General features: G+C 70.0%; 29 protein-coding genes and 4 pseudogenes. 16 read left to right on the forward strand and 17 right to left on the reverse strand.

Annotated features, from left to right (window positions below; all coding sequences use genetic code 11):
• Nucleotides 1-59: 59 nt before the first annotated feature.
• The 8 genes and pseudogenes from ACZ5WG_RS39630 to ACZ5WG_RS39665 all read right to left on the reverse strand — a co-directional run bounded on the left by ACZ5WG_RS39630 (nucleotide 60) and on the right by ACZ5WG_RS39665 (nucleotide 5,906).
• Nucleotides 60-443, reverse strand: a complete 384-nt coding sequence (locus tag ACZ5WG_RS39630; RefSeq protein WP_468729509.1) for a VOC family protein — start codon at nucleotides 441-443, stop codon at nucleotides 60-62.
• A 173-nt stretch (nucleotides 444-616) separates the two neighbouring features.
• Nucleotides 617-1,204, reverse strand: coding sequence for a hypothetical protein (locus tag ACZ5WG_RS39635; RefSeq protein ID WP_468729510.1), 588 nt, complete (start codon nucleotides 1,202-1,204; stop codon nucleotides 617-619).
• Between the two features lie 809 nt (nucleotides 1,205-2,013).
• Entirely contained in the window at nucleotides 2,014-2,880 is an 867-nt protein-coding gene (locus ACZ5WG_RS39640; protein WP_468729511.1) for an NmrA family NAD(P)-binding protein, read from the reverse strand.
• Nucleotides 2,877-3,368 (reverse strand): hypothetical protein, encoded by a 492-nt coding sequence (locus tag ACZ5WG_RS39645; RefSeq protein ID WP_468729512.1) that lies wholly within the window; start codon nucleotides 3,366-3,368, stop codon nucleotides 2,877-2,879. The genes ACZ5WG_RS39640 and ACZ5WG_RS39645 overlap by 4 nt, the downstream gene beginning before the upstream one ends.
• Before the next feature lie 94 nt (nucleotides 3,369-3,462).
• Complete coding sequence (locus ACZ5WG_RS39650) at nucleotides 3,463-3,984, reverse strand: MarR family winged helix-turn-helix transcriptional regulator (RefSeq protein ID WP_468729513.1); 522 nt, start codon at nucleotides 3,982-3,984, stop codon at nucleotides 3,463-3,465.
• Between the two features lie 134 nt (nucleotides 3,985-4,118).
• Nucleotides 4,119-4,583 (reverse strand): annotated as a pseudogene (locus ACZ5WG_RS39655) (transposase); the annotation flags it as partial.
• Between the two features lie 631 nt (nucleotides 4,584-5,214).
• Entirely contained in the window at nucleotides 5,215-5,481 is a 267-nt protein-coding gene (locus ACZ5WG_RS39660; protein ID WP_468729514.1) for a transposase family protein, read from the reverse strand.
• Between the two features lie 29 nt (nucleotides 5,482-5,510).
• On the reverse strand, nucleotides 5,511-5,906 hold the full coding sequence (locus ACZ5WG_RS39665; protein WP_468729515.1) for a hypothetical protein: 396 nt from the start codon (nucleotides 5,904-5,906) through the stop codon (nucleotides 5,511-5,513).
• A 101-nt stretch (nucleotides 5,907-6,007) separates the two neighbouring features.
• On the opposite strand from ACZ5WG_RS39665, the gene ACZ5WG_RS39670 reads away from it, so the two are divergent.
• Complete coding sequence (locus ACZ5WG_RS39670) at nucleotides 6,008-6,358, forward strand: VOC family protein (RefSeq protein ID WP_468729516.1); 351 nt, start codon at nucleotides 6,008-6,010, stop codon at nucleotides 6,356-6,358.
• A gap of 280 nt (nucleotides 6,359-6,638) precedes the next feature.
• Here the strand turns inward: ACZ5WG_RS39670 and ACZ5WG_RS39675 are convergent, their stop codons facing one another.
• A complete protein-coding gene (locus ACZ5WG_RS39675; protein ID WP_468729517.1) occupies nucleotides 6,639-7,478 on the reverse strand; it encodes an SDR family oxidoreductase in 840 nt (279 codons plus the stop codon).
• Nucleotides 7,479-7,570: 92 nt separating this feature from the next.
• On the opposite strand from ACZ5WG_RS39675, the gene ACZ5WG_RS39680 reads away from it, so the two are divergent.
• Nucleotides 7,571-7,945: a winged helix-turn-helix transcriptional regulator gene (locus ACZ5WG_RS39680; protein ID WP_468729518.1), complete on the forward strand. Its 375-nt coding sequence runs from the start codon at nucleotides 7,571-7,573 to the stop codon at nucleotides 7,943-7,945.
• A gap of 431 nt (nucleotides 7,946-8,376) precedes the next feature.
• Here the strand turns inward: ACZ5WG_RS39680 and ACZ5WG_RS39685 are convergent, their stop codons facing one another.
• Entirely contained in the window at nucleotides 8,377-8,799 is a 423-nt protein-coding gene (locus tag ACZ5WG_RS39685) for a VOC family protein (protein ID WP_468729519.1), read from the reverse strand.
• 171 nt (nucleotides 8,800-8,970) lie between these two features.
• Here ACZ5WG_RS39685 and ACZ5WG_RS39690 point away from each other — a divergent pair, with 171 nt between their 5' ends.
• Nucleotides 8,971-10,038, forward strand: coding sequence for a helix-turn-helix transcriptional regulator (locus tag ACZ5WG_RS39690; protein WP_468729520.1), 1,068 nt, complete (start codon nucleotides 8,971-8,973; stop codon nucleotides 10,036-10,038).
• 178 nt (nucleotides 10,039-10,216) lie between these two features.
• On the forward strand, nucleotides 10,217-10,894 hold the full coding sequence (locus ACZ5WG_RS39695) for a hypothetical protein (RefSeq protein WP_468729521.1): 678 nt from the start codon (nucleotides 10,217-10,219) through the stop codon (nucleotides 10,892-10,894).
• Between the two features lie 13 nt (nucleotides 10,895-10,907).
• On the opposite strand, the gene ACZ5WG_RS39700 is transcribed toward ACZ5WG_RS39695, so the two are convergent.
• Complete coding sequence (locus ACZ5WG_RS39700; protein WP_468729522.1) at nucleotides 10,908-11,051, reverse strand: hypothetical protein; 144 nt, start codon at nucleotides 11,049-11,051, stop codon at nucleotides 10,908-10,910.
• Between the two features lie 67 nt (nucleotides 11,052-11,118).
• Here ACZ5WG_RS39700 and ACZ5WG_RS39705 point away from each other — a divergent pair.
• From ACZ5WG_RS39705 to ACZ5WG_RS39715, 3 genes and pseudogenes are all read left to right on the forward strand, one after another.
• Nucleotides 11,119-11,355: pseudogene (locus ACZ5WG_RS39705) on the forward strand (AMP-binding enzyme); the annotation flags it as partial.
• Between the two features lie 161 nt (nucleotides 11,356-11,516).
• Nucleotides 11,517-14,258, forward strand: coding sequence for an OmpL47-type beta-barrel domain-containing protein (locus ACZ5WG_RS39710; RefSeq protein WP_468729523.1), 2,742 nt, complete (start codon nucleotides 11,517-11,519; stop codon nucleotides 14,256-14,258).
• A 20-nt stretch (nucleotides 14,259-14,278) separates the two neighbouring features.
• Nucleotides 14,279-14,446, forward strand: coding sequence for a hypothetical protein (locus ACZ5WG_RS39715; protein WP_468729524.1), 168 nt, complete (start codon nucleotides 14,279-14,281; stop codon nucleotides 14,444-14,446).
• A 162-nt stretch (nucleotides 14,447-14,608) separates the two neighbouring features.
• Here ACZ5WG_RS39715 and ACZ5WG_RS39720 read toward each other — a convergent pair whose 3' ends face one another.
• Nucleotides 14,609-14,809, reverse strand: coding sequence for a hypothetical protein (locus ACZ5WG_RS39720; protein ID WP_468729525.1), 201 nt, complete (start codon nucleotides 14,807-14,809; stop codon nucleotides 14,609-14,611).
• Nucleotides 14,810-15,087: 278 nt separating this feature from the next.
• Here ACZ5WG_RS39720 and ACZ5WG_RS39725 point away from each other — a divergent pair.
• Both ACZ5WG_RS39725 and ACZ5WG_RS39730 read left to right on the forward strand, forming a co-directional pair.
• Nucleotides 15,088-15,183, forward strand: a pseudogene (locus ACZ5WG_RS39725) (IS5 family transposase); the annotation flags it as partial.
• Nucleotides 15,184-15,283: 100 nt separating this feature from the next.
• Nucleotides 15,284-16,195 carry an ADP-ribosylglycohydrolase family protein gene (locus ACZ5WG_RS39730; protein ID WP_468729526.1) on the forward strand — a complete coding sequence of 304 codons (912 nt, stop codon included), beginning with the start codon at nucleotides 15,284-15,286 and terminating at the stop codon, nucleotides 16,193-16,195.
• A 763-nt stretch (nucleotides 16,196-16,958) separates the two neighbouring features.
• On the opposite strand, the gene ACZ5WG_RS39735 is transcribed toward ACZ5WG_RS39730, so the two are convergent.
• The 3 genes from ACZ5WG_RS39735 to ACZ5WG_RS39745 are packed head-to-tail and all read right to left on the reverse strand — an operon-like array spanning nucleotide 16,959 to nucleotide 18,743.
• Nucleotides 16,959-17,720 (reverse strand): MerR family transcriptional regulator, encoded by a 762-nt coding sequence (locus ACZ5WG_RS39735; protein WP_468729527.1) that lies wholly within the window; start codon nucleotides 17,718-17,720, stop codon nucleotides 16,959-16,961.
• 11 nt (nucleotides 17,721-17,731) lie between these two features.
• Nucleotides 17,732-18,280 (reverse strand): hypothetical protein, encoded by a 549-nt coding sequence (locus tag ACZ5WG_RS39740; protein WP_468729528.1) that lies wholly within the window; start codon nucleotides 18,278-18,280, stop codon nucleotides 17,732-17,734.
• 7 nt (nucleotides 18,281-18,287) lie between these two features.
• Complete coding sequence (locus ACZ5WG_RS39745) at nucleotides 18,288-18,743, reverse strand: MarR family winged helix-turn-helix transcriptional regulator (protein WP_468729529.1); 456 nt, start codon at nucleotides 18,741-18,743, stop codon at nucleotides 18,288-18,290.
• Nucleotides 18,744-18,850: 107 nt separating this feature from the next.
• Between ACZ5WG_RS39745 and ACZ5WG_RS39750 the strand changes: the two genes are divergently transcribed.
• The 3 genes and pseudogenes from ACZ5WG_RS39750 to ACZ5WG_RS39760 all read left to right on the forward strand — a co-directional run.
• Nucleotides 18,851-19,264, forward strand: a complete 414-nt coding sequence (locus tag ACZ5WG_RS39750) for a DUF1398 family protein (protein ID WP_468729530.1) — start codon at nucleotides 18,851-18,853, stop codon at nucleotides 19,262-19,264.
• Nucleotides 19,265-19,297: 33 nt separating this feature from the next.
• A complete protein-coding gene (locus ACZ5WG_RS39755; RefSeq protein WP_468729531.1) occupies nucleotides 19,298-19,795 on the forward strand; it encodes a DNA-3-methyladenine glycosylase I in 498 nt (165 codons plus the stop codon).
• Nucleotides 19,796-19,874: 79 nt separating this feature from the next.
• Nucleotides 19,875-20,027 (forward strand): annotated as a pseudogene (locus tag ACZ5WG_RS39760) (cupin domain-containing protein); the annotation flags it as partial.
• Between the two features lie 216 nt (nucleotides 20,028-20,243).
• On the opposite strand, the gene ACZ5WG_RS39765 reads toward ACZ5WG_RS39760, so the two are convergent.
• Entirely contained in the window at nucleotides 20,244-21,824 is a 1,581-nt protein-coding gene (locus ACZ5WG_RS39765; RefSeq protein WP_468729532.1) for an FAD-dependent monooxygenase, read from the reverse strand.
• 56 nt (nucleotides 21,825-21,880) lie between these two features.
• Here ACZ5WG_RS39765 and ACZ5WG_RS39770 point away from each other — a divergent pair, with 56 nt between their 5' ends.
• Complete coding sequence (locus ACZ5WG_RS39770; protein ID WP_468729533.1) at nucleotides 21,881-22,585, forward strand: TetR/AcrR family transcriptional regulator C-terminal domain-containing protein; 705 nt, start codon at nucleotides 21,881-21,883, stop codon at nucleotides 22,583-22,585.
• 288 nt (nucleotides 22,586-22,873) lie between these two features.
• The gene (locus ACZ5WG_RS39775; protein ID WP_468729534.1) at nucleotides 22,874-23,242 is read left to right on the forward strand and encodes a hypothetical protein; all 369 of its coding nucleotides are present in this window, start codon (nucleotides 22,874-22,876) and stop codon (nucleotides 23,240-23,242) included.
• A 354-nt stretch (nucleotides 23,243-23,596) separates the two neighbouring features.
• Here ACZ5WG_RS39775 and ACZ5WG_RS39780 read toward each other — a convergent pair whose 3' ends face one another.
• A complete protein-coding gene (locus tag ACZ5WG_RS39780; RefSeq protein WP_468729535.1) occupies nucleotides 23,597-23,980 on the reverse strand; it encodes a winged helix-turn-helix transcriptional regulator in 384 nt (127 codons plus the stop codon).
• Between the two features lie 195 nt (nucleotides 23,981-24,175).
• Here ACZ5WG_RS39780 and ACZ5WG_RS39785 point away from each other — a divergent pair, with 195 nt between their 5' ends.
• Both ACZ5WG_RS39785 and ACZ5WG_RS39790 read left to right on the forward strand, forming a co-directional pair.
• Nucleotides 24,176-24,664, forward strand: a complete 489-nt coding sequence (locus tag ACZ5WG_RS39785; RefSeq protein WP_468729536.1) for a luciferase domain-containing protein — start codon at nucleotides 24,176-24,178, stop codon at nucleotides 24,662-24,664.
• A gap of 363 nt (nucleotides 24,665-25,027) precedes the next feature.
• A partial coding sequence (locus ACZ5WG_RS39790; RefSeq protein ID WP_468729537.1) for a hypothetical protein occupies nucleotides 25,028-25,237 on the forward strand: 210 nt, incomplete at its 3' end.

Genomic DNA, 25,237 nt, shown 5'->3' on the forward strand with positions numbered 1-25,237 from the left:
CATCAATGAGTGGCTGTGACCAGCGGTCATACCAAACCGGCCAGGATGGCAACTGGGCGTCAGGAACCCGTCGCGGCTCGGTCGGACTCGCTCCGAAGAACGCAGAATTCGTTGCCTTCCGGGTCAGCAAGGACTGCCCAGCCAGAGCCATCGGGATTCCGGTGATCGGTGACAAGGGTGGCCCCGAGGCCGAGCAGCCGTTCCACCTCCTGCTCACGCGATGTCTCAGGGCGCAAACACAGATGGATCCGGTTCTTGATCTTCTTAGACTCGGGCACCTGGTTGAAGTACAGCACCGGGCCCTCCGCCAGCAGCACCTGAGTCTCCCGGTCACCCGGTTTGTCCTCCCGATGCAGTGGACAGCCAGTCACTCTGCTCCAGAACTGGGCCAGCTCGTAGGCATCCGCACAGTCAATCGCCACGTTCTGCAATACCGAAACCATGCGTGCGAGCCTTCCTCAGTTCCACTCCAGATGCCACCGAGTTGCGCTCAGCCATCGCGCACAGCTCAGACCCATGGCGGCACTTTCGATACACGCTCTCGTCGAGAACACCGTCCCGGTGCAGTTCCCCGCGCCCCTGACTGACCGCTCCCCTTGCCGTGCGTTTCCGGGTCTCAGTCGAAGATGTCCAGGAGGTCCAGCCAAGAGCCGTCGTCGGCGGCGGGGCGGGGCCGCATCGGGAGCGGATCCGGGTAGGTCTCCGCTGCGGCCCTCGCTCGGACGATGTCCGGCCCGCCGCACGCCGCGACCGCGAAGGCGCCGAAAACCTTGGCGAACGCGGCCGGGTCGCGGAACTCAACGCCGAACGCCCGGCCGTCCCGCAGCGGCACCCACACCACCCGGTCGAACCGTGTCCATTCCAGTACTGACTGGTCGTCCGCGGTCGACCGCCCCTCCAGCCACAGTCGCGCCACGTGCAGCAGGTTCACCTTCTCCATCGGCAGCCGCTTGCGCCGTACCCGCAGTTCACGCGTCGTCAGCGCGACCCGCTGGTCCTTCTTCGGGTACCAGACGACGCCGATCCCGAACGGCACCCACAGCAGAATCCCGATCATCGGCCAGACCAGAGCGTCGCCCCACGACCGGAGCAGCCCGCCGTCCAACAGGTACAGGACCCCGAAGACCAGAACCCACTTCGCCGTCATCCGCCAGAACCCGCTGCCCTGCCGGTACAGGACCCGCCGCTTCTCCGTCATCGCCATCCCCGCACGCTATCCGCCGCCCCGCAGCTCACCGTAGGCGCCCTTCTGCACCGCCGGGGCAAGTGGCGCCACCGACGCCACCCGCCGAGACTCCTCGCCCTGGTCGGTCCGCGACCCGACCCACGTCGACCACGTGCTCGCTCCGGCGCGGCGCGAGCGGCAGCACACCCGCGGAGTCGATGACGAACGTGAAAGGCTCGGCCGGCTCCACTGCCGACGGAGCCGAAGCCCAGTCGTCGAAGTCCGCTGCCGAGTGGATGCGTTGGCCCTCGGCCTCCGGCCGGACAAGGGCCCGCAGATCAGGCGGTCCCACATACCGATAGCTCCACCCCAGCAACTTCACGTCGGCCGACGTAACCCCCGGCCGAGGCCAGGGCCTGGGGAAATACTTGAACTTACTCCGAGGGAAGAACGAGAGGGTTCACACGCGACAACCGATTACGCGAGGTCGCCATTTTCACAGCCCGGGAGGCCCAATCCCCCGCGTCACGTCCTCGGGTACAGCAGCGCCATCCCCAGCAGGCCGACGCTCATGATGAGGACCGTCGCCACGGGATCCGACAACTCGAGGAACCCTGCGCCGACCGCCCCCATCCCGATGGCCAAGGCCAGGCACGCAAGGCACAGCGCCTCCCCTGCCGCACTACGGGCGGGCGGCCCCTGCAGGTGTCCGCAGCCGCAGCCGGTCGTGACGATCTACGGCCGCCAGTACCCGGCCGAGCCCCGCAGCCGCATGGGCCCTGACGGTGGCCGCCCGGCCGGTGCTGCGGCCGTTGTGTCCCCAACGGACGCCGTAGCCATCGGCCCTCTCAGCGGAACACATCGATGTGCTCCGCCAGAAATGCCTCCAACCCGCGCGGGGCGCGCCCCAGTAGCCGGGCGACTGTGTCAGTCGGCGCCTCCGGTCGGGTGACCGCGAGCTGCTGGATCTCCACCACGTGGTTCGCCAACCAGCCCGGCAGTCCACGCTCCGCCCTCAGCTGGGCGCGGAACTGCTCCGGCGGCAGGTCCAGGTAGCGGACAGGCCGCCCCCGCAGTCGGCTCAGCAGCTCGGCGAGCCGGCCGAAGGAGCAGGTCTCTGCGCCGGTCAGGCTGTACGTGTCGCCGGCCAGTTCGGGCCGGGTGAGGACAGCGGCGGCCACCTCCCCGATGTCCCGGCAGTCGACGTAGTTGCACGGCGCCTGGCCCATCGCTCCCACCATCAGGCCACCGTGGGCCACGCTCGGCCCGAGGAGCAGGAGGTTCTGCATGAACGCGTAGGGACGCAGGACCGTGGCGGTGATACCGGCCGTACGCAGCCGGGTCTCGACGGTGTGGTGTCCGCGGGCTATCGCGACCGGAGAGTCCGGCTCGGAGGCCGGGGAGGAGATCTTGACGATGTGTTCGATGCCGCTGGCCAGGGCGGCCTCGATGGCACGCAGCTCGAATTCGATTTGCCGTGGGCCGTTCTCCATGGTGAGGAAGAGCTGTCGGCCGCCGCTGAACGCGGCGCGCAGCGAAGCGGGGTCGGCCGCGTCGGCGGCGTGGACCTCAACCAGTGGGCCGGCTGCCGCGCCGAGGCGGGAGCGCAGTCGCTGCGGCTCGCGGCTGAGGGCTCGACAGGGCACCGCACTGTCGGCCAGGCTGCGCATCAGTGCGCCGCCGGTTGCTCCGGTGGCTCCCATGACGATGATCATCGGTTCCCCTTCAAGGGTCGAGTGGTGAACCCGCCGCGCCAGCGCCAGCCGACGATTGTGGCGGCGAGCGCCGCGGAGAGCGGTAGGTCGAGGGAGAGGCGGTCGAGCCCAGGGCCGCGGGACATCCCAGTCCACTTGGTCCATCCGGTCCATCCGGGCAGCCACCGCTGGGCCGCGCAGGCGCAGGCGAGGGCGAGAGCGGCCGCGAGGGCAGCCCCGGCCAGTGACAGTGCGGCTCGAGGCGCCGGCCCGGTTGGGCGGCGGCGACCGAAGCACTGCAACCAGCCGCCGACCAGCAGGGCGACCACGGCCGAGGTTCCGGCTATCGAGGTTCCGGCGGCCCACAGCAGCTGGGTGTTCCCGCCGACGAGCGCGCCCGCACCCGCCGTCGCCGCGGGCGCGAGGTAGGCCATCGCGACCTCGCGCCAGAGCACGAAGGGCGGCGGACCGCCGGTCCGTTCGCCCGTCCGTTGGTTCGCCTTGGTCATGCGATCCTCCTGAGAACCATTGATTAGCTGCCTAACTATATGGGTGAAAAAAAGCCCGCCGACCAGCGGCGGGGACTGCGTCACTCCGTCGACCTTACTCCTCCACCAGTGCGCCGATACCCTGCGCGATCCGCTCCAGCAGCTCCAGAAACGTTCCGCGCTCGGCCTCGGTAAGTCCTCCGACCATGGCTTCCAGTCGCCGGAAGTGCTCGGGCGCCAACTCCCGAAGCCGCTGCGCGCCGCGCGCCGTCAGCACCACGACGGTTCCCCGACCGTCCTCCCGGGAGGAGCGACGAGCCACCATGCCCTCCCGCTCCAGTCCGTCCACCAGCCCAGTGATCGTGGCTCGCGATACGCCGAGCCCGGCCGCCAGCTGAGACGGCGACTTCTCGCCACCACAGTCCTCGAGGTCGGCCAGCAGCCGGTAGCGGCCCACGGAGAGACCGAACCTGCCGAAGTGCACTTCGCTTGCCTGTCCGAGCCGGGCGCCGGCGGCCATCAGTCTGACCGCAACCAGAACGGCTTGCGGATCGGCAGTCAGCCCATAGTGCCGGATCTGACGTGTGGCCTGATCCAGTGTCGGTTGGGCGAAGTCGCGATCGGCATCCTGGGGCATGTAAGTAATATGGCAGCTAATCACTGTCTTGGTCAAGCGGGTCCACAACCCGGTTCCAGGGCGTCGCCAACGGCGGAAGGACCTCGCTCGGCGAAGCGGCCGCAGACGGCAACCTGATGGGACTGGTAGGCCCGATGACGCTCGTAGCGGTGGTTGAGACTGCGGTATCCGGTGAGCCGGGACGTGGTCCGCCCGATCACCCACCTGCGGCGTCCGAGCCGTTCGGAGGACTCGATTCCTTTGCGGGTGATGCGGGCACCGATCCGCTTCCCGCGGAGCCATTTCCGCAGTTCAGGTATGACGTAGGCCTTGTCGGCGTGCAGGCGTCGGGGCTTGAAGCGGCATCCGCGGTGGGGTCTTTTCTCGTTTGGTGACCGAGCACCATCGGCTTCAGCGCTTGGCTGTCGTGGGCGTTGGCGGCCGAGATGCCGACGAGGAGGGGCAGCCCGTTCGCGTCCGACAGGACGTGCATCCCGGAACCCGGCTTTCCCCGGTCCACGGGGCTCGGACCTGTGAGTTCGCCCCTCTTCGGCGCGGACGTGTCCGGAGTCGAAGACTGCGCGGGAGAGACCAAGGAGCCCGGCATCGTCGAGCCGGTGACGGTCGGGCGTCTGGGCGCCTGGGCGAGGTATGCGTCATGCGCCTGCTGGTCCTGGTCGTGGAGGGCAACGAGGACGGCACCGCGCGGCTGGCCTCACTCAAGCGGGACCCGGGCGCGGTGGGGCTGGGCTCGCTGCTGACGGAGATCACCAAGCTGACCGAAGTGCGCGCAAGCTCGGGCTGCCCGTGGGGCTGTTCGCGGACTGCTCGAAGAAGCTGGTGGAGCTGCCGGTCGCCCTGGTCCACGAGATCAATGCCCATGCCGAGCGGCGGGTGGAGAAGCAGCTGACGTCCGAGCTGAAGAAGGTCCGGGGGCAAGGAGGGCATCCTCTTCAAGCTGACGACAGCCGCGGTCGACAAGCCGGACGAGGTCGTACGGCGGGCCCTGTTCCCCGTGGTGAGCGAGAAGACGCTGCGCGAGCTGGCCGCCGAGGCAAAGGCGAACGAGAAGGTCTTCAAGGCCGAGGTGCGCACCACTCTGCGCTCCTCGTACAGCTCGTACTACCGGCAGATGCTGCCGCCGTTGCTCACGACCTTGGGCTTCAAGTGCAACAACACCACCTGTCGGCCGGTGATGGACGCACTCGCACTGTTGGAGAAGTACGCCGAGGCCGACGGCAAGATCCGCTTCTACGACGGCGCCGAAACCGTGCCGATGGACGGCGGGGTGCGCAAGGACTGGCGTGAGGCGGTCGTCGACGACAAGGGCCGCATCGAACGCATCCCGAAGAACCGGCGGACCGTCAGCCGGAGAACCACCCGTCGGCCCCCGATCGGGCGGTCCGCCAACCGCCGTCTGTACGTGCTGTGCACACGCGACGCCGACACACCGCACTCCGGACACGTCACCGCCCGCTGCCCGGCATGCTCATCAATCGCGACGGTGCCCTCGACCACCTCCCCCGTCAGCGACGACCCCGTCGACGTCAGGCCACACCAAGTCCCAGAACCGCTGTTCGCACCTCGGCGGGCCAGGTGCCATGCTCAATGAAGTACGCCACTGCATGGCCGGCGACTTCGAAGGCGACAGTGTCCCGGTCGACGTAGCTGTCGACCTGGCCATTCGACAGCACGTAGCCATCAGAGGAACCTTCGCCGCGCGGATCGACGAGACGCTCACCAGGGTCGCCTTCCCCGTCCAGCAACACGACCGTCGCGCGTTCGCCGTTGGTGACCACGGCCAAGAGCCGCCCCGCGTCATTCTCGAACCACGTCTCCTGGCTCCCCCAGTCCCACCGATGTCGAAGCAGCTGTCGAGCTTCCTCGCCGGTGTAGCCGTGACCAGCAGAGCCATGCAGATCCCGCTGTCCGTTGACGTTCAACTCAGTCGCCGTGTCATCGACCCAGCCGCGGATCTGCTTGACCTTGGCGTGCCAGGATGCCGGGACACGACCGTCAGCACGTCGACGAACAGGGGCTAGCCGTGATCAGCGGTGCACATGTCATCCTCTACAGCCAGGACGCCGAGGCGGACCGTGCTTTCATCCGTGACGTCCTCGACTTCCCCGGCGTCGACGCGGGCGGCGGCTGGCTCATCTTCAAGTTGCCCCCGGCCGAAGTCGCCGTACACCCGGCCGATGGCCCACCCCGGCACGAGTTCTACCTGATGTGCGACGACCTTGATTCCCAGCTCGGCGAGTTCCGCACCAAGGGCGTCGAGATCACCCGCCCGGTCAGCGAACAGCGCTGGGGCAAACTGACTGCGGTCCGGCTTCCCAGCGGCGCCGAACTTCCGCTGTACGAACCGCTGCACCCCATCGCCCACGGCTTGTGACCTCACAGCACTCAATTCCGCCCATCGCGCGACGCACAGATGCTGCGTCAACGAACTCAGTCGTTGCAGGTCAAGGCATCGCCACCGACTCACTTCAATGACACCGGACACCCGCACTGCCCGGAGGACCTGGCCGCCGTCGAACAGCCAGGCCGTCGACCACGCCGCGACCAGGACCCGACCCGCGCAGCGCCAGCCGGTGACGGAACGTCACATCACCGGTGAACGGGCAGACCAGCTACGGGCACGCCGTGCAGCGCACCGGCAGCGCTGACCAGTCTCAGCGGAACGCGGCGACATTGCGGACGGCCCAGTCGGCGAACGGGCGCGGGGTACGGCCGAGGATCCGCTGGACATCCGGGCTGATGCGCAGCTCGGCCGGGCTCGGGGAGCCGAGGATGTCCAGGGTGTCCTCGGCGAGCTCGGCCGGCATGCTTCGGGCCATGGCGGCCTTGGCCTCGTCGCGGGTGAGGTCGTGAAACCGTACTGGCGAGCCCAGCGCGGCGGCGATGGCCTGCGCCTGCTGGCGCGGTGTGATTGCGTCCGGGCCGGTCAGCTCGTACACGCCGCCGGTGTGCCAGTCGTTCAGCAGGCAAGCCGCCGCGACCTCGGCGATGTCCGCCGGGTCGATGATGGGCACCCCGACGTCGCCGAAGGGGGCGGCGGCGACGCGCCGCGCGCGGATGGACTCGGCCCACCACAGGGAGTTGGAAGCAAAGCCGCCCGGTCGCAGGATGGCCCACTCCAGGCCGGACTCCCGCAGCACATCCTCCACCGCGCGCACCGCGATCCGTGTTGGGCCGAAGGGCCTGGTCGCCACGGCCTGCGAGGAGAGCAGGACGACCCGGCGGACCCCGCTGACCGCGGCTTCGGCGATGATGCCGGCCGGGCCGGCTCCAGCGGCATGCATGTCGCCGGACAGCAGCACGAATAGAGCCTTCGCCCCGGCCAGCACGGGCTGGAGGCTGGTCGGCTCGGCGAGATCGGCCGCCACATGACGCACGCCGTCCGGTACCGCTGCCGCGTGCCGTGACACCGCCGTCACCTGCTCGCCCGCCTCGGCCAGCGCCCGCGTCAACGGCCGTCCGACGTTCCCGGTGGCTCCGGTTACCACGATCATGATCAGCTCCTGCTCCGATGTCCTGTGTGGCCCTTCACGCTAGGAGCCGGGCTAACTTCTGGTAAGGACATACCTTTGGGTAAGCTCCTCACATGGCGGAAGGCGTGCAGCTCACACAAGCCGAGGCGGGGAAGAGGTATGACGTGTTTCACACCGACTGCCCCGCGCGCGACGTGGTCGACCACGTGACCAGCAGGTGGGGGGTCTGGGTATTGATTTCCTTGCGGAGCAACAACCTCCGGTTCTACGAGCTTCGCGAGAGCATCCAGGGCATCAGCGAGAAGATGCTCGCCCAGACCCTGCGCGTGCTGGTCCAGGACGGCCTGGTGTGGCGAGAGGTCGAGCCGACGACGCCGCCCCAAGTCACCTACGGACTGACCGATTTCGGCCGGGACGTCGGCGAGCCGCTGGAGGAGCTGTTCGACCGGATCACCCGGCGGATGTCGCCCCGACGGGACGCGGGATAGCGCGGTGCCGGAGCCAGGTCGAAGTGAGCGGCGATGCGTGCGCAGCTCAGCGGGGCGGAGACGGCCGATGCGACGCCGGGGTGACCGCGACGACCGCTGATGCGGTCAGTGCGACGGCTGCCGCGGCGGGCTTGGCCAACATGTTCTTGAACATGGTTCCTTCACTGTTTTCAGACACGCGGCAGCGGCACGCCGACGCGCGGGGGTCGGGGGATGGCTTCGGCCGGAGGGCTCGTGCACCAGGCTGCTTGGGGCGGCCGCCGGTGGCTGCCCGTACCTGGGTGGGTGGAGGGATGGACGGGCGCTCGCGGATTTCTGCCCGGCAATGCTGTGGTGTGTGCCGGGTCAGCCGGACCCGGCCCGCCTCTGTCCCCACCGGTCCGCCGCGTTCCCACGGCGGACCCTGATTGTCGTGTGCCGAGCCGGCCGGGTCAGCCGTTGTAGGGAGCGGTGACGTCCAGGACCCAGGTGACGCCGAAGCGGTCGGTGAGCATGCCGTACAAAGGCGCCCACTGTGCGGCCTCCAAGGGGCGCACCACCATGGAGCCATCCGACAGCTTCTGCCACAGGGCGCTGATCTCGTCGGCGTCGTCGCCGCGCACGGAGACGAAGAAGGGGTTCTCGCCCCGGTTCCAGGGCAGCTGGGAGGGCACGTCGTAGGCCATGACGTGGAAGCCGTCGTCCCCGACCACCTCGCCCCACATCACCCAGTCCGCCTCGTTCTCGTTCTGAAAGTTGCCGGCGTCCTTGTAGGTGACGGCGACGGTGCGTCCGCCGAAGACGGACTGGTAGAAGTCCAGCGCCTGACGCGCGTCGCCCCGGAAGTTCAGGTGGGTGGTGGTCGTGACGGACATGCCTGCTCCTTGTTGCCTTGGGTTCGTCGAACGCGCGCCGCTCCATGAGATGCGGGCACGGCGCGGCCACCGTGTGTGACCTGGGGCAATGTGCCCCCTCGGTGGCTCTGATCCCACGATTGCAGGGCTAGCGGACAGGTTGTGTCCTGTACTGCGGACAGAATGATGGCCGTGCACAAGACTTCCTCGCGACTGCTCGCGCTGCTCTCACTGCTCCAGACGCGTCGTGACTGGTCCGGCGAGGAGCTCGCCGAGCGGCTCGACATCACCCCGCGCACGGTTCGCCGCGACATGGATCGCCTGCGGGAACTCGGCTACCCGATCATGGCCTTCAAAGGACCCTCCGGCGGATACCGCCTGGATGCCGGCACGCATCTGCCCCCACTCCTGTTCGACGACGACCAGGCCGTCGCCCTGGCCCTCGCCCTGCAAACCGCCGCTACCGGCACCACGCTCGCCGAGGACGCGGCCCGCGCCCTCGCCGCGATCCGCCAGGTCATGCCGCCCCGGCTACGCCACCGCATGGACACGATGCGCATCACAGCCGTCCACCCTCCGGAGAACGGGGACACCCCACAGGTCACCGCCCAGGTCCTCACGGACCTGAGCACCGCCATCCACACCCATGCGGAACTCCGCTTCGACTACGCCGCAGACGGCACCGCGGCTAGCGAGCAGCGCCGCCGAGCACAGCCCCACCACCTGGCCACCTTGCGCGGCCGCTGGTACCTCCTGGCCTGGGACCTCGACCGCGAGGACTGGCGGACCTTCCGCGTCGACCGCATACAGCCGCGCACACCCACCGGCCCCCGCTTCAGCCCACGCGAACTCCCCGGGGGCGACGTGTCCGCCTTCCTCATGAGCCGATTCCGCGGCTCCGACGGCACCGCCACCGACTGGCCGTGCCAAGGCCAGGTCGTCCTCGACCTCCCCGCCATCACTGTCGCCCCCTTCGCCCAAGACGGAATCGTCGAAGAACTCGGACCCAGCCGCTGCCGACTCACTCTCGGCTCCTGGTCATGGACCGGCCTGGCCGCCACTATCGGCCGCTTCGACACCGACATCGAAGTCATCGGCCCACCCGAACTCAACGACGCATTCGCACACCTCGCCACCCGCTACGCCAACGCCGTCCACAACACCACCCCGCCCTCTCCTCCCCGCCCCGGGGCTGGCGTTGGGGCTGCGGACCACCACGCCTCACCGACGCATGCCGCACCGGGACCGGACTCACCCTGACGACACCACAGCTACAAGGTCAGTAGCCGACGGTTTCGGAATCCTCAATTCCGGGGACGGTGTCCCAGCATCGCCGTGCTTGTCCCCCGCGCCATGACGGCGCCTGACGCGACAGTTGAGGGAGACCATGGGTTGGAAAGGCACACGTCGGACGGCAACGTCGGCCGCTCTTGCCGGAGTGGCCGCCTTCGTCCTGGCGGCTCCGCCCCCGGTCGGCACCGAGCCCCGGACCGGGACCGGGACCGCGCCGTCGTTCGGGACCGTGGCCGCGCGGCAGGCCGTCTCCCCGACGCCGCCTCCGCCCCGTCTCCCCCGCAACTTCCGCGGCAAGGGCAAGTGGATCGTCCAGGACCTGGGCATCACGGTCCCGTTCACGTGGGAGGGCAGGGACGGCGACAGCCAGATGACCGCGGGTGGCCCGCAGTACCCGATCTGGTTCACCAACCTGATCTACCGCGACACGCTCTACACACTGACGTACAAATGGCCGGGCCTGAACGAACATCCCTGCTCACGCATCCCGGGCTTCAACCTGGAGGCGTTGAACCAGGGGTTCGAGAACGCCCGGTTCGTCGGGCCGGAGACCCTGCGGCACACCCACCCGCAGCGGCGCGTGAACCACTGGAGGGTGGGCGTGGTCTTCCCGGAGCTGCCTCCCGGGAACTACCCGCGTCTGCCGCTCGCGCTCGGCGACATCTACGTCGACGAGCACAACCGGGGCACCTTCTGGCAGGTGCTGCAGTTCGGTGTCCAGAACCTCTACGACCCCGAGCTGGACGAGTGGCTGGTCATGGACACCTTCGAGCACCGACCCGGGACCGTGACGCTTCCCCAGATCTGCGAGCCGCCCCGCTGACCGTGGCCCCGCATCAGGCCGACAGCGCCGTCAGGCACGGCAGCGGCGCCGCGTCATCGCGCAGCAGCTGCTCACCACCGTTCACACCGATCAGCTCTCCAGCCCTGGACGCCCACCGGAAGGCCCTCCTGGCCGACGGCGCACGCCTGTCGAACATCGCGCCCAGAGTGACGCGGCCGGCGAGGACAGCCACCACGTCATGCAGGGCTACTTCGAGGACCCTGCCCCGCCTCGGCGAGGCCGGCAAGGCGCATGCGGTGCGCCGCCCCGGCTCCACCCTCACCGCCGACGACCTGATCGCCTGGTCCCGCCGGGGGTTGGCCAACTGCGAGGTCCCGCGGACCGTCGAGTTCGTCGCCGAACTGCCGCGCAACGCGAAGGAACGGTCCTGCAACCGGAACTGTGCGGCGGGCTCTGCGCCAAGAGAGGGAGTTGTCGGCACGGCACGCCGCCGATCGTGACCGGTGGGCAGGTCCTTCCGATAGACACCGCCCGTGATCAACAGCTACCGCAGAACAGCTGTCGCCCGCTGCCGACGCGCGGGCAGTACCGGACTTCCGAACGCTGCTGAAGGGGGGAGCCCGTGTCGATGCGACGGCCTCTCCGAATGAACCGACGGGTGATGCGCGCTGCGCGCGGCTGGCCGCGTGCGCTCCTGCTCGCTCTCGCCGTGACGCTCACGGTGGCCGCGCCGGCCGGCGCGGCGCTCGCCGACCCGCGGCCCAGTACCCCGCCCTCGGCCGGCTTCCCCTCGCCTTCGGGGGGCGAGGGGAAGCTGTCGCGGGCCGAGGTGAAGCAGCGCGTGGACGTGCGCGCGCTGCCCCGGCCGAAGCGCACCGCCGAGCCGCAGACGCGGCCCTACCTCGCCCCTCCGAAGCGGCGGGCGCCCGTGGGACCGATGCGGCAGCCGAGCCTGCCGGTCACCACTGCGGCGCTGACTCCGAAGGGCGCGACGCCGCGGAAGGCGGCGCCTTCCTCGGCCGTCGTGGAGCAGCTGAAGACATTCCCCACGCTTGGGAACATCGACACCATCACTCCCTCCGACACCAATCTCGCGGTGGGGCCCACCTACATCGTCCAGGTCGTGAACCACTCCGGCCAGATCTACGACAAGGCCGGCAGCGCGGTGGGCGCGCCCTTCGACCTGGGTGCCTTCTTCGGATTCGCGGCGGACACGGGCGGGGATCCGCGCGTGCACTACGACGCGGGGTCCGGCCGGTTCTTCGCCTCGTACGAGGGGATCCTGTCGAACGGCGATGAGGTCGACGTCGCGGTCAGCGACAGCTCCGACCCCCGCGGACACTGGACCGTGTACAACATCGGAAGCAACAGCTCCAACGTTCAGCAGGACCGGCCGCTGCTCGGGTACAGCAACGACAAAGTCACGCTGAGCTGGAACAACTTCGACCTCGCAGCCGACCCCGAAGTGTTCCTGGGCGCGGTGAACGTGGTCGTCAACAAGGCGGACCTGCTGGCCGGCGGCACGATCAGCTTCACGACGTTCGCGCAGGACACCAGCCTGGACGACGTCGTCCCGGCCACCTCGCTGTCGGGGATCAACGATCAGCTCTCGATGACGCACCAGGGCACCAACGTGATCGTGTCCACGATCACCGGCGTGCCCGGCGTCAGTGCGGTCAACCGCGCCCTGAACACCATCGCCATCGGAACCGCGCCCCCACCACCGACGTGTGGCGGCGAAAGGGGATGCGCGGCTCAGCCGCCCGGGGGCGACGCCACCATCGCGACGAACGACGACCGGATGCTCTCGGTCGCGTGGCAGAACAACCACCTGTGGGGCGTCTTCAACGTCAGCTGCACCCCCCTCGGCGACACCGCGGTCCACACCTGCCAGCGCTACGTCCAGATCGCGACCGGTGGTGGCCAGAGCCTGGCGACCAACCTCGATCTCGGCCTCGTGGGCGGAGACATCTACTACGGCTCGTTGACCCTGAACGACGAGGACGACCTGTTCTCGGGCTTCACCGCATCCTCGTCCACGATGTTCGCCACTGCCGTCGCGATCGGAGTGCCGGGCGGCAACTTCCCGGCCACCACCTTCGGCGACTTCTACGCCGCGGGCACGCAGGCCTACGCCTGCCGCTGCAACGGCGACAGCCGCTGGGGCGACTACTCCGGCACCGCGCGCGACCCGAGCAACCCCAAGGACGTCTGGACGGTCCAGCAGATCGGAGCCACCGGCGACACCGGGATCTTCGGCGGCGACTGGGGCACCGCGATGGACCGCGTCACGCTGTCCCCGCCCACCGTCACCAGCGTCACCCCGAACCACGCTCCCGAACTCGCCCAGTGCGTGAACACCGTGACCGTGCGCGGTACGGAATTCCCGACGAGCGGCACCACCGTGAGCTTCGGCTCAGTGGCCGCCACGAACGTGAACGTGAGCGGGCCGGAGGAGCTGACCGCGCAGGTGCCGCCGCAGGCACGGGGAACGGTGGACGTCACCGTGACCACCCCCAACGGCACCAGCCCGATCACCGCCGCCGACCAGTTCACCTACGATCCGGACACGACCGCACCGACCGTCTCCGCGAGCATCTCCCCCGCACCGAACGGCGCGGGCTGGAACACCACCAGCCCGGCCACCGTCAACATCAGCGCCAGTGAGGGGGCCTGCGCCTCCGGCGTCCAGAAGATCACCTACAGTGCGAGCGGCGCCCAGCCGATCGCATCCACCATCGTCTCCGGCGCCAGTGCCGCCGTCCCGGTCACGGTGAACGGCGTGACCACGGTGACGTACACCGCCACCGACAACGCCGGCAACACCTCTGCGCCGCAGACGATCACCGTGCGGCTCGACACGGTGGCGCCGTCGATCACCATCGTCCGGCCGGCGGCCGGCACGTACCTGTACCGGCAGGCGGTCACCGCGTCCTATTCGTGCACGGACGCCACCTCCGGAGTGGCGAGCTGCGTCGGCACGGTGCCCAACGGCAGCGCGGTCAACACCTCGACGCTCGGCTCGCACACGTTCACGGTGAATGCGAAGGACGTCGCCACGAACCCGTCCACCAAGAGCGTCACCTACACGGTGGCGTACCGGATCTGCCTGCTCTACGACCCGGCCCGGCCGGTCCGCCTGCTCGGCCAGGTCGTGCTCAGCCTGCGGATCTGCGACGCCAACGGCAACAACCTCTCCAGCTCGAACATCACGCTGACGGCCGTCCGGGTCACCGGCCCCGTCACCAGGCCGGTCACTGGCCGGTTCGCCTACAACCCCGTATTCGCCAGCTACGGGCTCCCGGTCAGCACGAACGGGCTGCCCAACGGCAACTACAACCTCGAGTTCACCATCAGCGGAGCAGACACCACCACCCACGTAGCACCCTTCACCCTCCGCTGACACCCACAACCCATCGAAGCGTGCCGGCCCTGCCCCGACCCCGGAGCCGGGCCGGCACCCAACAGGACGAGACGTCCGGCAGCCGGCCCGCCGCCGACCGTACGGCGATGAGCGACCTCGGTACGGCGACGTGGACCACCCACGTGCAGGGCGAGGGCACCGAACTGTCCGCCACCGTCGTGGCGTGAGCTCCTACCGCATCGCGTGCGCCCCGGCCGCCGAGGCCTCACTCAACGGCATCGACGCCCCGACCCGGGAGAGCTTCACGAAAGCCCTCGCGGTGCAGCCCGCGACCCGTACGCAGCCGGCTCCCCGTCTACCACGTCTGCACGGCATGAGCGCCCTCTCAGCTACCGGTCTTCCACCGCCTGCAGTTGCCCCTGCCAGTACGCGAGGTCCGACCGAGTACTGACCGTGTCGGGGTGCGTGGGACCGAGCACATCGATCATGTGGGCCCGCAGCTTCTGCGTCGTCTCCACGATGCCTCGCAGCTCCTGCCTGCGTACGGCTGCCGACTTCCACTCCTGGTAGCCGTACCAAGCGGCCGCCATCGCATCGACAGTGGCGCGTCGCAGCCGGGAGAGCTCCTCTGGGTGAAGGCTGTCACGGGTCGCGTGCTGGACCAGTTGGTGAGCCCCTGGTGTCTCTGCGTCGCCGCCAACGGCGTCGCGCGGGCGTGGAGCTGGGAGCCACGGGTCCATCGCGCTGGACCGAACCGAGGTCCTGCTCGCACGGCTCCAGCCCTTCCCGGCGGCCGACATCACCACATGAGGGAGGCCATGGCCATGACTCCGAGCGGGAACGGGGTCCTGGGAGCCGTCACGGACGCCGGGAACGGAGCATCGTCATCGACACGATCGGGCTCCTGCTCACGGTGCTGGTCACCGCGGCGAACGTGCAGGACTCCGTCGCCGGCACCCAGCTCGGTGTGTTTCGGTCAGGCCCAGCCGGCACGGGCGGCGCCAGAAGCACGACCGCACCGAAACCGGAGTGCCGGGGCGGCGCCGCTTTGTAAGACTAGCTCCATGATCGACATGCCTGCTGCTGCGCTGGACTCGTTGTCCGGGCTCGCCTTCGGTGATGCCTTCGGTGACCGCTGGTTCGGCATTCTTCGTCGCGAAGGCCCCGCAGCCTTGGAGGCACGGATCGTGCCCCCGGAGCCCCTGTGGCCGTGGAGCGACGACACCGCCCAGGCGCTCGTTCTCGTCCGGGAACTCGCCGATGGCGGCGACACCATCGACCAGGACCGCCTCGCCCTCCGCCTCGCCGCCGCCTACGCCGACGACACGCACCGCGGCTACGGAGCCTCGATGCACGACGTGCTCCGCCGGATCGGCGCGGGCGAGCCCTGGCGGGAGGTGGTGGCCGGACAGTTCGGCGGCCAGGGCTCCTGGGGCAACGGCGCGGCCATGCGTGTCGCCCCGCTCGGCGCCTGGCACGCCGCCGACCTCGACGCCGTCGCCGAACAGGCCGCCCGCCAGAGCACGGTCTCGCATCACCACCCGGAAGCGGTCGCCGCGGCGGTCGCGGTAGCCCTCGCCGCAGCGCTGGCAACGCGCAGCCGCGGCGGGCCCGCCCCAGCACGTCCGGACTTCCTCCGGGCGGTCGCCGCACGACTGCCCGACAGCGACGTACGGTCGGGACTGCGGGTCGCGGCCCGAATGCCCGCACGCACCTCGGTTCAGCACGCTGCCAAGGTCCTGGGCTCCGGCTACCGGATGTCAGGGCCCGACACCGTCCCCTACGCCCTCTGGTGCGCGGCAGGACACCTCGACGACCTGCACGAGGGCCTGTGGTTCACCGTCGCCGGGCGCGGCGACATCGACACCACCTGCGCCATCACGGGCGGGGTGATCGCCGCTCGTACGGGTGTCACCGCTCTCCCGCCCGCCTGGCACACGGCCCGCGAACCGCTGCCCCCGTTCGGGTCGCAGTAGAACCTCGGCAGGTACGGCCAACAGCCGGCCCAGCACGGCGGGTCAGCGGCGTTGACGGTGGAGGCGCGTCTTGCGCCGGGCGAGCACGATGCCGGTGTAGAGGGCGGCGGCGCCGATCCCGACCTCGAACACGGGTCCCCCGTCGGGCCGGTGCCAGACGGTGCCGGCCGTCAGGCCGAAGACGAGCAGGCCCCCTGGAGTTCGAGGACGACTCGGCGAAGGCGCCGCCGGCGGTGCCGGTGGCGGGGTGCGGGAGGTTCCGCGGCCGGCCGTCGGCGCTCCCCCGGCATCGTCGGGACGTCCGGGCCCGGTTGCTGGCAGCGCGTGGCTTGAGGGAGCCGGGCCGGGTGGTGCTGCTCGCCTGCCGTCGGTCAGGCCTCGACGAGCGGGTCCTGCCGGTCGCCAGAGGTTGCGGGAGGGAGGGGCGCGGAAGAGCGTGGCGATCCCGGCTTCATCCCGCAGGAGGAGTGACCCGGCCAAGGCCTGCGCCTCGGGGCCCGGAAACTGTTCAAGAAGGTCCATGACCGATGCGGCCCCAGCATGTTGACGAGCCGCCACCGCGCAAGGAGGATGCTCCCCCGTTCGCTCACCACCGCACGACCGGAAAATCGGCACTGGGTACTGCCACGCCCCCGGCAACGGGAGTTCGAACCAGACCGCCTTTCCGCTGATCGGCCGGGTGGCGGGCCTCGAGGTTCCGGTCCCCTGTGGCGAACTGAAGAAGGCCGCCGCCGGACCCCGTCCGGCGGCGGCCCCTTGCGGGTCAGCTGAGCCGGGTCGTGGCGTAGGCCTCGATGGCGTCCCGCTGGTAGGCGGCCAGCCCGGGTGCGATCGCCTCGTACGCGGCGCGCCATTGCTCGTTGTCCACGCAGGAGCGGCCGATGGCGCGGTACTCCTCGGCGGACACCGCGCGCAATTGCATCAGGGCTCGGTACTGGGCGTCGATCTGGGCCTGGACGGGTTCGGCGTCGGCCGGGAGGCCTGCGGCCAGGAGCTCGGCGAGCCGGATCATCTGTGCCGTGCGCTCGCGCTGCCCGGCCTCGACGTCCTGCGGGGTCATCGCGGCGATCTTGCGGCCGATCTCCGCGGCGTGCTCGGGGAAGTCGCGCAGGCTCTCCTCGTACTGGGAGGGCTGCACGCCCTCGAACAGATTTTCCGGTCGGTTGATGGCGGTCATGGCCGTGCCGTCCTTTCTGGACCGCTCCAGTTCGGCGATCGTGCGGGAGACTGTCCTGGCGAGGGCATCGAGCCGGTCCCGCTCGGCGAGCAGCCGCCGGTGGTGGCCGCGCAGGGCCTCCACTTCGTCGACCTTCTCGGCCAGGATCCGGCCGATCTCCGGAAGCCCCAGGCCCAGCGCCCTCAGGACGAGGATCTGCTGCAGCAGCAGGAGCTCGTGCTCCTCGTAGAAGCGGTGGCCGCCTGCGCCGATCCGAGCGGGCGACAGCAGGCCGATCGCGTCGTAGTGCCGCAGGGTCCGGGCGGTCACGCCTGACATACGGGCGACCTCCGCGATCGGCCAGTCCATCGCCGTCTCCCTCACGAACGCGTCACCGGGCCGGTCTTTCCGGCCCTGTCCACGACGGTAGAAGCTGCCGCAACGACAACTTCAACCCCGGAACCAGGATCCGATCCGGGATTCGCACCCTTCACAGCCGCGGTGGCGACGACCTCGCTGTCGGTGGGCGGCCGGAGCTGGGTGACCGTCTCGAAGCCGTAGTACGTGATCTCGGACGGCTGCCGACCGGTCTCGGTGCGCTTCGGCAGGTAGGGGCGGCCCTGCGCTGCGATGTAGTCGGTGGCGGTGCCGCCGTCCGTCCCCGGGTACCTCAGCACGATGGCCGGTTGTCCATCGACGGTGGCCGTGCCTCCCCTTCTGACCCCGAAATTCTCCGGGTCCAACAGGATGGTCGGGTTGGTGAGTCCGCATGCGTAGGAAATGCGATCGGCGTCCGAGAGATCGGCGCCCAGCTTCATCCAGCGGTCAGCAGCCCGCTCGACCGCCAGGTCTTCCTGGGCCTTCGTCGCGTTCAACGCTGCCCGCAAGGCATCGGCGTCGCGCAACCCTGGATGACTACGGATGGTCACCAGCGTTTCAGGACCCGTCAGAGTCAGGGCTGTCCTGGTCGAGCTGCCGGACGGCTCGGGTGAGGTTGCGCAGCAGGGTTCGGGTGGCGGTGATGTCGGCCTCGGGGATTCGGGCGGTGATGCGCCGGTGTGACGCGCGTGCCCGTGCGGTGATGGCTTGCAGGACCTGATGGCCGTCGGGGGTGAGGGTGAGCAGGGGGGAGGTGCGGTGGTCGGGGTTGTCCGTGAAGGCGGCCAGGCCGTCCTTGGTGAGGTCGTTGGCGATGCGCTGGACGTTCTGGCGGGCCACTCCGAGCCGGCGGGCCGCGCTGGGGACGCTCATGGGCTGCTCGGAGACCACGCTGAGGACCTGCCAGCGGGCCTGGGTCTGGCCTTCGGCTGCTGCGGTGGCCTCCCCGGATCTGCGCAGTACCCCGGCCGCCTCGTAGATGTCGGCGACCAGCAGGGCCATCTCGTCGGACATGTCCACACCCTTCAGATTGACATCATGATGTCTAGATGGAATTCTAGTGTCATCTTAGCGGGCCTGCCCGGGATCAGGCAGGCCCGCCCCCCACCAAGGAGCATGCAATGAGCACCGCGATCGAGAACCTGAACGCGGCCCGTGAGCGGGCGGCGGCCGTCCGTCCGAAGGCCGGCGGATTCCCCTACCTCGCCGAGGCCCTGCGCCAGGCGGGCGTGAGCACGTTCCGCTGCACCGTGCCCGCCGGCACCAGCGTCTACGTCACCGACGCCGGCCCCGTGGTCACCCAGACCGCGCCGATCGTGGACGGCATGGCGGACATCGCCCCCTGGGACGAGGAGGCCCTCATCGCGGCGATCCGGGCCGACCAGGCGGGCCGGACCAGCTATCCGGAATTCGTGAGCGGCTGCTGGAGCGCCGGCGTCCTCCACTACGAGGTCGATCTCGCGGCCCGCACCTGCACCTACCACGGCCCCCTGGGCGACTCGTACACCGAGTCCTACCCGCAGGTCAGCATCTGATCCGAAGAGCACCACACGGACAGGATCGCTGCCATGGCGAAGCGCAACCCTCACACCGCGGACAACACCGACACCCCGCAACCGCCCGGCACGGCCCTGCGCCGGTGCGCGTGGGCCGAGGGCGGAACCCCGGCCGAGCAGCAGTACCACGACCAGGAGTGGGGCGTCCCGCACCACGGTGACGCGGCACTGTTCGAATTCCTCACCCTGGAAGGAGCCCAGGCCGGGCTCAGCTGGTCCACCATCCTGATCCGCCGCGACGGATACCGCCGCGCCTTCCAAGGCTTCGACGCCGACACCATCGCCGCCTGGGGCCCCGACCAGGTCGACCGCCTGGTCCAGGACCCCGGCATCATCCGCCACCGAGGGAAGATCACCTCCGTCCTCGCCAACGCCCAAGCCCTGCGCGCACTGCGCGAGGACGGCACCGACCTCGACACGTTCCTGTGGTCCTACACGGACGACGCACCGCTCCAGAGGACGCCCAGATCGTGGGCATCCACACGCCCGCGCCCATCAAGCTGCTCCTGAGCAGCACTGCAACTCAGGGCGACCTCAGCGCCATCCATACGACCATGGCCGCAGGAGCGACGGCGCCTTCCCTCACACCCACCGCCATTCCTGCGAACTCTCCTACGTCACCGACGGCCAGGTCGACATCCTTGCCGGAGACGCCGTCGTCACCGCCGGTCCGGGCGACCTCGCCTTCGTCCCTCCCGGCCTCCCGCACGCCTTCGCCGCATCACACGGCAGCACGGCCGAGCTCCTCATCGTGATCACCCCCGGCATCAGCCGCGGGCTGCTCCTGCTCGAGGAAGCGGCGGCTACCGCCGAGCGGCGCACGGTAGACCCCGTGCGCGATCGGCCCGGGCCGATCGCACTTCCCCGGCCTTGGGAAGTGCACGCGTACTTCTCGAACTCCACGTCAGCACGACGAAGCTCCCGCCGCGAAGGGGGCTCCTCCGTCGAGGCGCCCCGTTCAGGTGCTCGGCACCGGGACCGGCCTGGCCAGCACCTGGTCCAGGACCTCGGTGAGGAACCGCGCCGGATCCTTCGCCGACGCCGTGGCGCGCATCGCGACGATCGCGTCCGGACGGACGAGCAGTGCCCCTTCCTCGGGGAGCCACGGGGCCGCGACGCGGTGCGCGGGAAGCCCGACGTCCGCCGCGGCGGTGAGCCAGCGGTCGCCGGCGACGCCCGCCAGCAGGGTCCACCGGGACGCCACCAGGTCGAGCGTGGAAACCCCGTCGATCCAGGCGTGGGGCACCCGTGAACCCGGCGACCCGTCCAGCACCAGGTCGAGTGTGGACGGGAGTTCCGGCTGCGGGTCGACAACGGCGGCCGAGTCGTACCTCTGGCCTAGGTGCACGACCGGCGCCGCCCACACCCCTGCCGCCGCCCTGGCGGCGTCGGCCTCGGGTCCGCGCCCCCAGTGCAGCTCCGGATCGGCGAGCCTGCGCAGCGCCTGGTCCAGCGTCGCCGCGGCGACCGGTTCACGTTCGTGCGCGTAGGTGTCGAGCAGCCCGGCCCCGGCCTCGCCGTGGTGGACGGCGGCCAGCTTCCACGCCAGGTTGTGCGCGTCGGCGACCCCGGTGTTGAGGCCGAACGCGCCCAGGGGCGACACGGTGTGCGCGGCGTCGCCCACGAGGAACACGCGGCCGACGGCGAAGCTTTCGGCCGCTGCGCTCCGGGGCCGCCACGAGAGCACGCTGCGCACCTCGACGTCGAGGCCGGGATCGCCGACCGCCAGCCGGACGACCGCGGCGCAGCGCTCGTGCGTGAAGTCCTCGGGGCGTTCGCCGCCGTCGACGTCGCAGGGGACGTGGAAGACCCAGTTCGTCTCGCCGTCCACCGTGGCCAGCAGGCCGGGCGCCTCCGGCGTGGTGATCGTGCAGGTGGCGAAGGACATTCCCCGCAGGTGCGGTCGGAGGTCGGCGCGGAACAGGATGTTGATCATCGACTTGCCCAGGTCGCCCGGCCCGGAGGTGCCCACGCCGAGCGCGGTCCGCACGGTGCTGTGCGTGCCGTCGGCGGCTACTACGCGCGCGCACCGCAGCGAGTAGCGGCCGTCGGGTCCCTCCAGTTCGACGTCGACCCCGTCGGCGTCCTGCGCGATGCCGACCAGGCGGGTCGACCAGCGCAGGTCCGCTCCGCGGCGTGCCAGGTCGGCTGCTACGACGGCGTCGAGCCGGTCCTGGGCGCAGACGCCGCGCAGTCTGAACGGCGTCACGTCCGGTTCGCCGGCGGACGGGGTCGGCATGGGCACGGTCACGACGTCGCCCGCGCCCATCTCGACGACGGTCCGCGCCACCGCCTTGCCCGCGGCGCCCCGGAGGTCGACCGCGGCCGCGTCGACGGCGGCGTCCAGGCCGAGTTCGCGGAGGATCTCGACGGTGCGCGGTCCGATGCCGGTGGCACGTGGGTGCACCGACGGCCCGGACCGGCGTTCGACGAGCACCGCGGGGACGCCGTGGTGGCTGAGCAGCGCCGCGGTGAGCAGGCCGACGCTGCCGCCTCCGACCACGAGCACCGGCACTTCTGGATACGCTGTCTCTGTCATGGATACACCGTAGCCAGAAGGTAGGATGCTGGTCAACGAGGAAAGGAACCGCCCCGATGACCGAACCCGTTCCCTCGTCGGTGTGGACCCGGCCGCGCCCCGAGCCGCGTCGACGCGCGCCTGGGGTGGACCAGTACGTGGCCGCCGCGCTCGCCGTCGCGGACGCGGAGGGATTGGCGGCGGTGTCGATGCGGCGGGTCGCGGGTGATCTCGGTTCCGGGACCGCCTCGCTCTACCGGTACATCACCAACCGGGACGAGCTGGTGGACCTGATGGTCGACGCGGCGCAGGGCGAGGATCCACTGCCCGAGTCCACTGAGGACTGGCGTGCCGATCTGGGGGCGGTCGCGCACGCGTTGCGCGCGACGCTGCTGCGGCATCCTTGGCTGGCGGGTGAACTGGCGGGGAGGCCCGCGCTCGGCCCCAACTCCTTGCGGCGGTCCGAGTCCGCGCTGCGCGCCGCCGTCGCGCTCACGCCCGACATCACCCTGGCCTCCCAGGCGCTCGGCGCCGTGCACGCGTACGTGCTGGGTTCGGTCGCCGCCCAGCAGGCCCTTCGACGCGCGGAGCAGCGCACCGGGCTCAGCGAGGAGGAGTGGCAGCGCAGCGTCGGCCCCTACATCAGCGAGGTCCTCGCAGCCGGCGAACACCCGATGCTCGCCCGCCGCGTCCTCGAAGCCGAGGAACTCGACCCCGACGTCGAGTTCACGTTCGGCCTGGACTGCGTACTCGACGGGCTCGCGGCCCGGCTGGGTCGCTGAGCGGTCAGTACGCAGCGGTGACCGCGACGGTGCCCGCGATCGGTACCCAGCGCTCGCGTTCACCTGCCTGGCGACGACGATCGAGGCCCGGGGGATATTTGAACCTCCCCTGCTCGGTGGTGTCTTCGGAGTTGCACAACTTGATTCCCCAGGCGGACCCGCGCTGACCTGGAGGGGCCTCGATGGCTACGCGCCGGATCAACCAACGTTCACCCGCCCACGAGGGGACGGCACGTAGGCGCTGGCCGGCGCCTGCAACCGTGCGTCGAGCTGCCACGTCCAGAGGGCATGAGCGAAAACACCCCAGAGCGGACCGGCATGAAGCCGAAGGACGTGCGCCGGGCGGGATACTTCCTCGCCGGCCTCGGTGCGGCGACCGGGCTGGTTGTCTGGGCACCACGGGCCGCGTTCAGTATCGACGGGGGATTCGAGGGCCACGCCCGCGATCTGAGCGTGGTCTTCGTCGACCTGCCGCTCATCCTGCTCGGCGGCGCCCTGGTGCCGCTCCTCTCCTGGGCCTTGGCCGTCAGGCGGGTGCCGCCTTGGGCTGCGGCAGTCGCGGCCTTGGCCGCGCTCGCGCTCGGGGGGTGGGGTCTTACCGAGTGGTGGACCCCCCGTCAGCATCCAGACCCCGGCTACGACATACCCGGAATGTGACGGCGTCCACTTGTCGCCACACTCCCGTCGGCAGGGCGAGCCCTGCCCGATGCGGCACTAGCCGGCACCAGGGCCGTGGTCCAGTCCCGGGTACCCGCAGCGCATCGCGTGAGCGACGCCGAAGGCGTCCTTCGGGCAAGCTCGGCCGGAACGCTGGACGAGCGGGCGCCCCTCGCTCAACGGCCTGCCGCTCACCGGACTTCCCCAGGCCTCGATAGCCGGACCGCGTGGGGCGAAGGGTCTGCAGGATTCCCGAGCCCATGCATACGGCATACGGCATACGGCCCGTGAGCTGCGCCCCGGCTGCTGTACCAAGCCCAGGTCGGTTGGGCGGCCGACCACGGATGCTCCTCCTCAGCCCTCCGCCCAGGCTTCTTCCTCCGCGCGCGCCGTGTCGTAGGCCCGGCGGGCGGTGGTGACCTGGGCCAGGTGGGCGTCGGACCAGCCGGCGATGGCGTCGAAGACGGGTACGAGGGTGCGGCCCAGCCCACTGATGGCGTACTCGACCCTCGGCGGGATCTCGGCGTGGTAGGTGCGGGTGATCAGGCCGTCGCGTGCCAGCTGGCGCAGGCGCTGGGTGAGCACCTTCGGTGTGATCGTCGGCAGGAGGCGCTGCAGTTCGCTGAAGCGCGAGCGTCCGTGGTGTTCGAGGGCCCACAGGATCGGGGTGGTCCAGCGACTGAACACCAGCTCCACCACGGGGTTGATCGGGCACGCCTGCTGCACCGGATCGGTCACGGCACTCTTCCTTCCGCTCTCGCCCGCAGTCCCCGTAGGCAGCGGCAGGGGCACTTTCCTGAAGGAAACCACTATCCACAGGATACTAGGTTGGTGGTGTCAGCAAGCGGGCCGGCAGTCAGCCGGACCGCTCGGCGATCGGCTGGCTGCCCGTCCTGCCGACGGGCCGTCCGCACCACCGGAAGAGGCACCACCATGACGTTCCCCGCGCTTCCCGAGCGTGCGGGTGACCGGCCCGACACCGGGCCCGAGGTCCCGCACCTGCAGCTCACCCAGCCCAGCCCGCCGCAGGTCAAGGAGGCACTGCGGCGGTGGATGGCCACCGCGCTGCCCGGCACCGTCTCGGGCCGCAGCGAGATCTCCGTCCCCAGCACCTGGGCGGTGTTCCTCGGCGCTGCCGCCCCCGCACGCGATGCCCGGCTGTTCCTGCCGCGCGGGAACGCGGAGTTCGTGCACCTGCACGCCGACGGCAGCCTGCACCTGGCCCTGGACCCGGCCGACCACGCCACGTTCCTGACCTCCGGATGGGGCGAGAAGCACCCGCTCTACGACCGTGGTGTCAATGTCGTCATGCTCTACGCCCCGCGCGACGAGGCCGAGCTGGAGGTGGCGAAGAAGGTCATCGCCGCCGCCTACCGGTACGCCACCGGTCACGCACCGAGCGCCGGGCCCGCCTCGGCCTGACCGCTCTCCCCGCCCCGCACGAGCCCAGCCTGCGGCTCCGCCCTACCCATTCCCCTGCGCCAAGCCGCAACGGCAGGCACACCCGCTGCCGGTCCACCGGGGCGTGAATCCCTGGGCTTCGTTCAAGATCCATTGAAGCAGTCGAGTTCTTTCCCAGCAGGCGTAGCGCCAACCCTGCGCAGCAGAGGAACAGCGCAGGCCGGAAAACCGCCTCCTCACCATGCGACACCGTCGAGGAGTAATACTCCGCGGTTTGGGACTGCACTCGTGGCCGCCGCTGCGGCTTCCCGGACCGCACGCACCACACAGGACCGGACTTTTATCAAGATCGGCCCTCGGCGTCAAGCCACGTATTCAAGGGGCGTGACGCACACTCCCCCACAGGGTTTATTTGAAGTACGCCCTCACCGGGGAAACCCGGCCGGAGAACAGCAGGCCAAAGGATTTCCCCGGCCTATTCCGCGGGGCAGCTCACAATCCCTTATTAATTCCGAATGGAGAATTCCCATGTTCGAGCGTTTCCCGACCCGCCGTATCGTCCTCGCCAGCGCTTCCCTGGCACTGCTCGGCGGC

It is taken from the genome of Streptomyces sp. NPDC032745 (genome assembly GCF_055579465.1).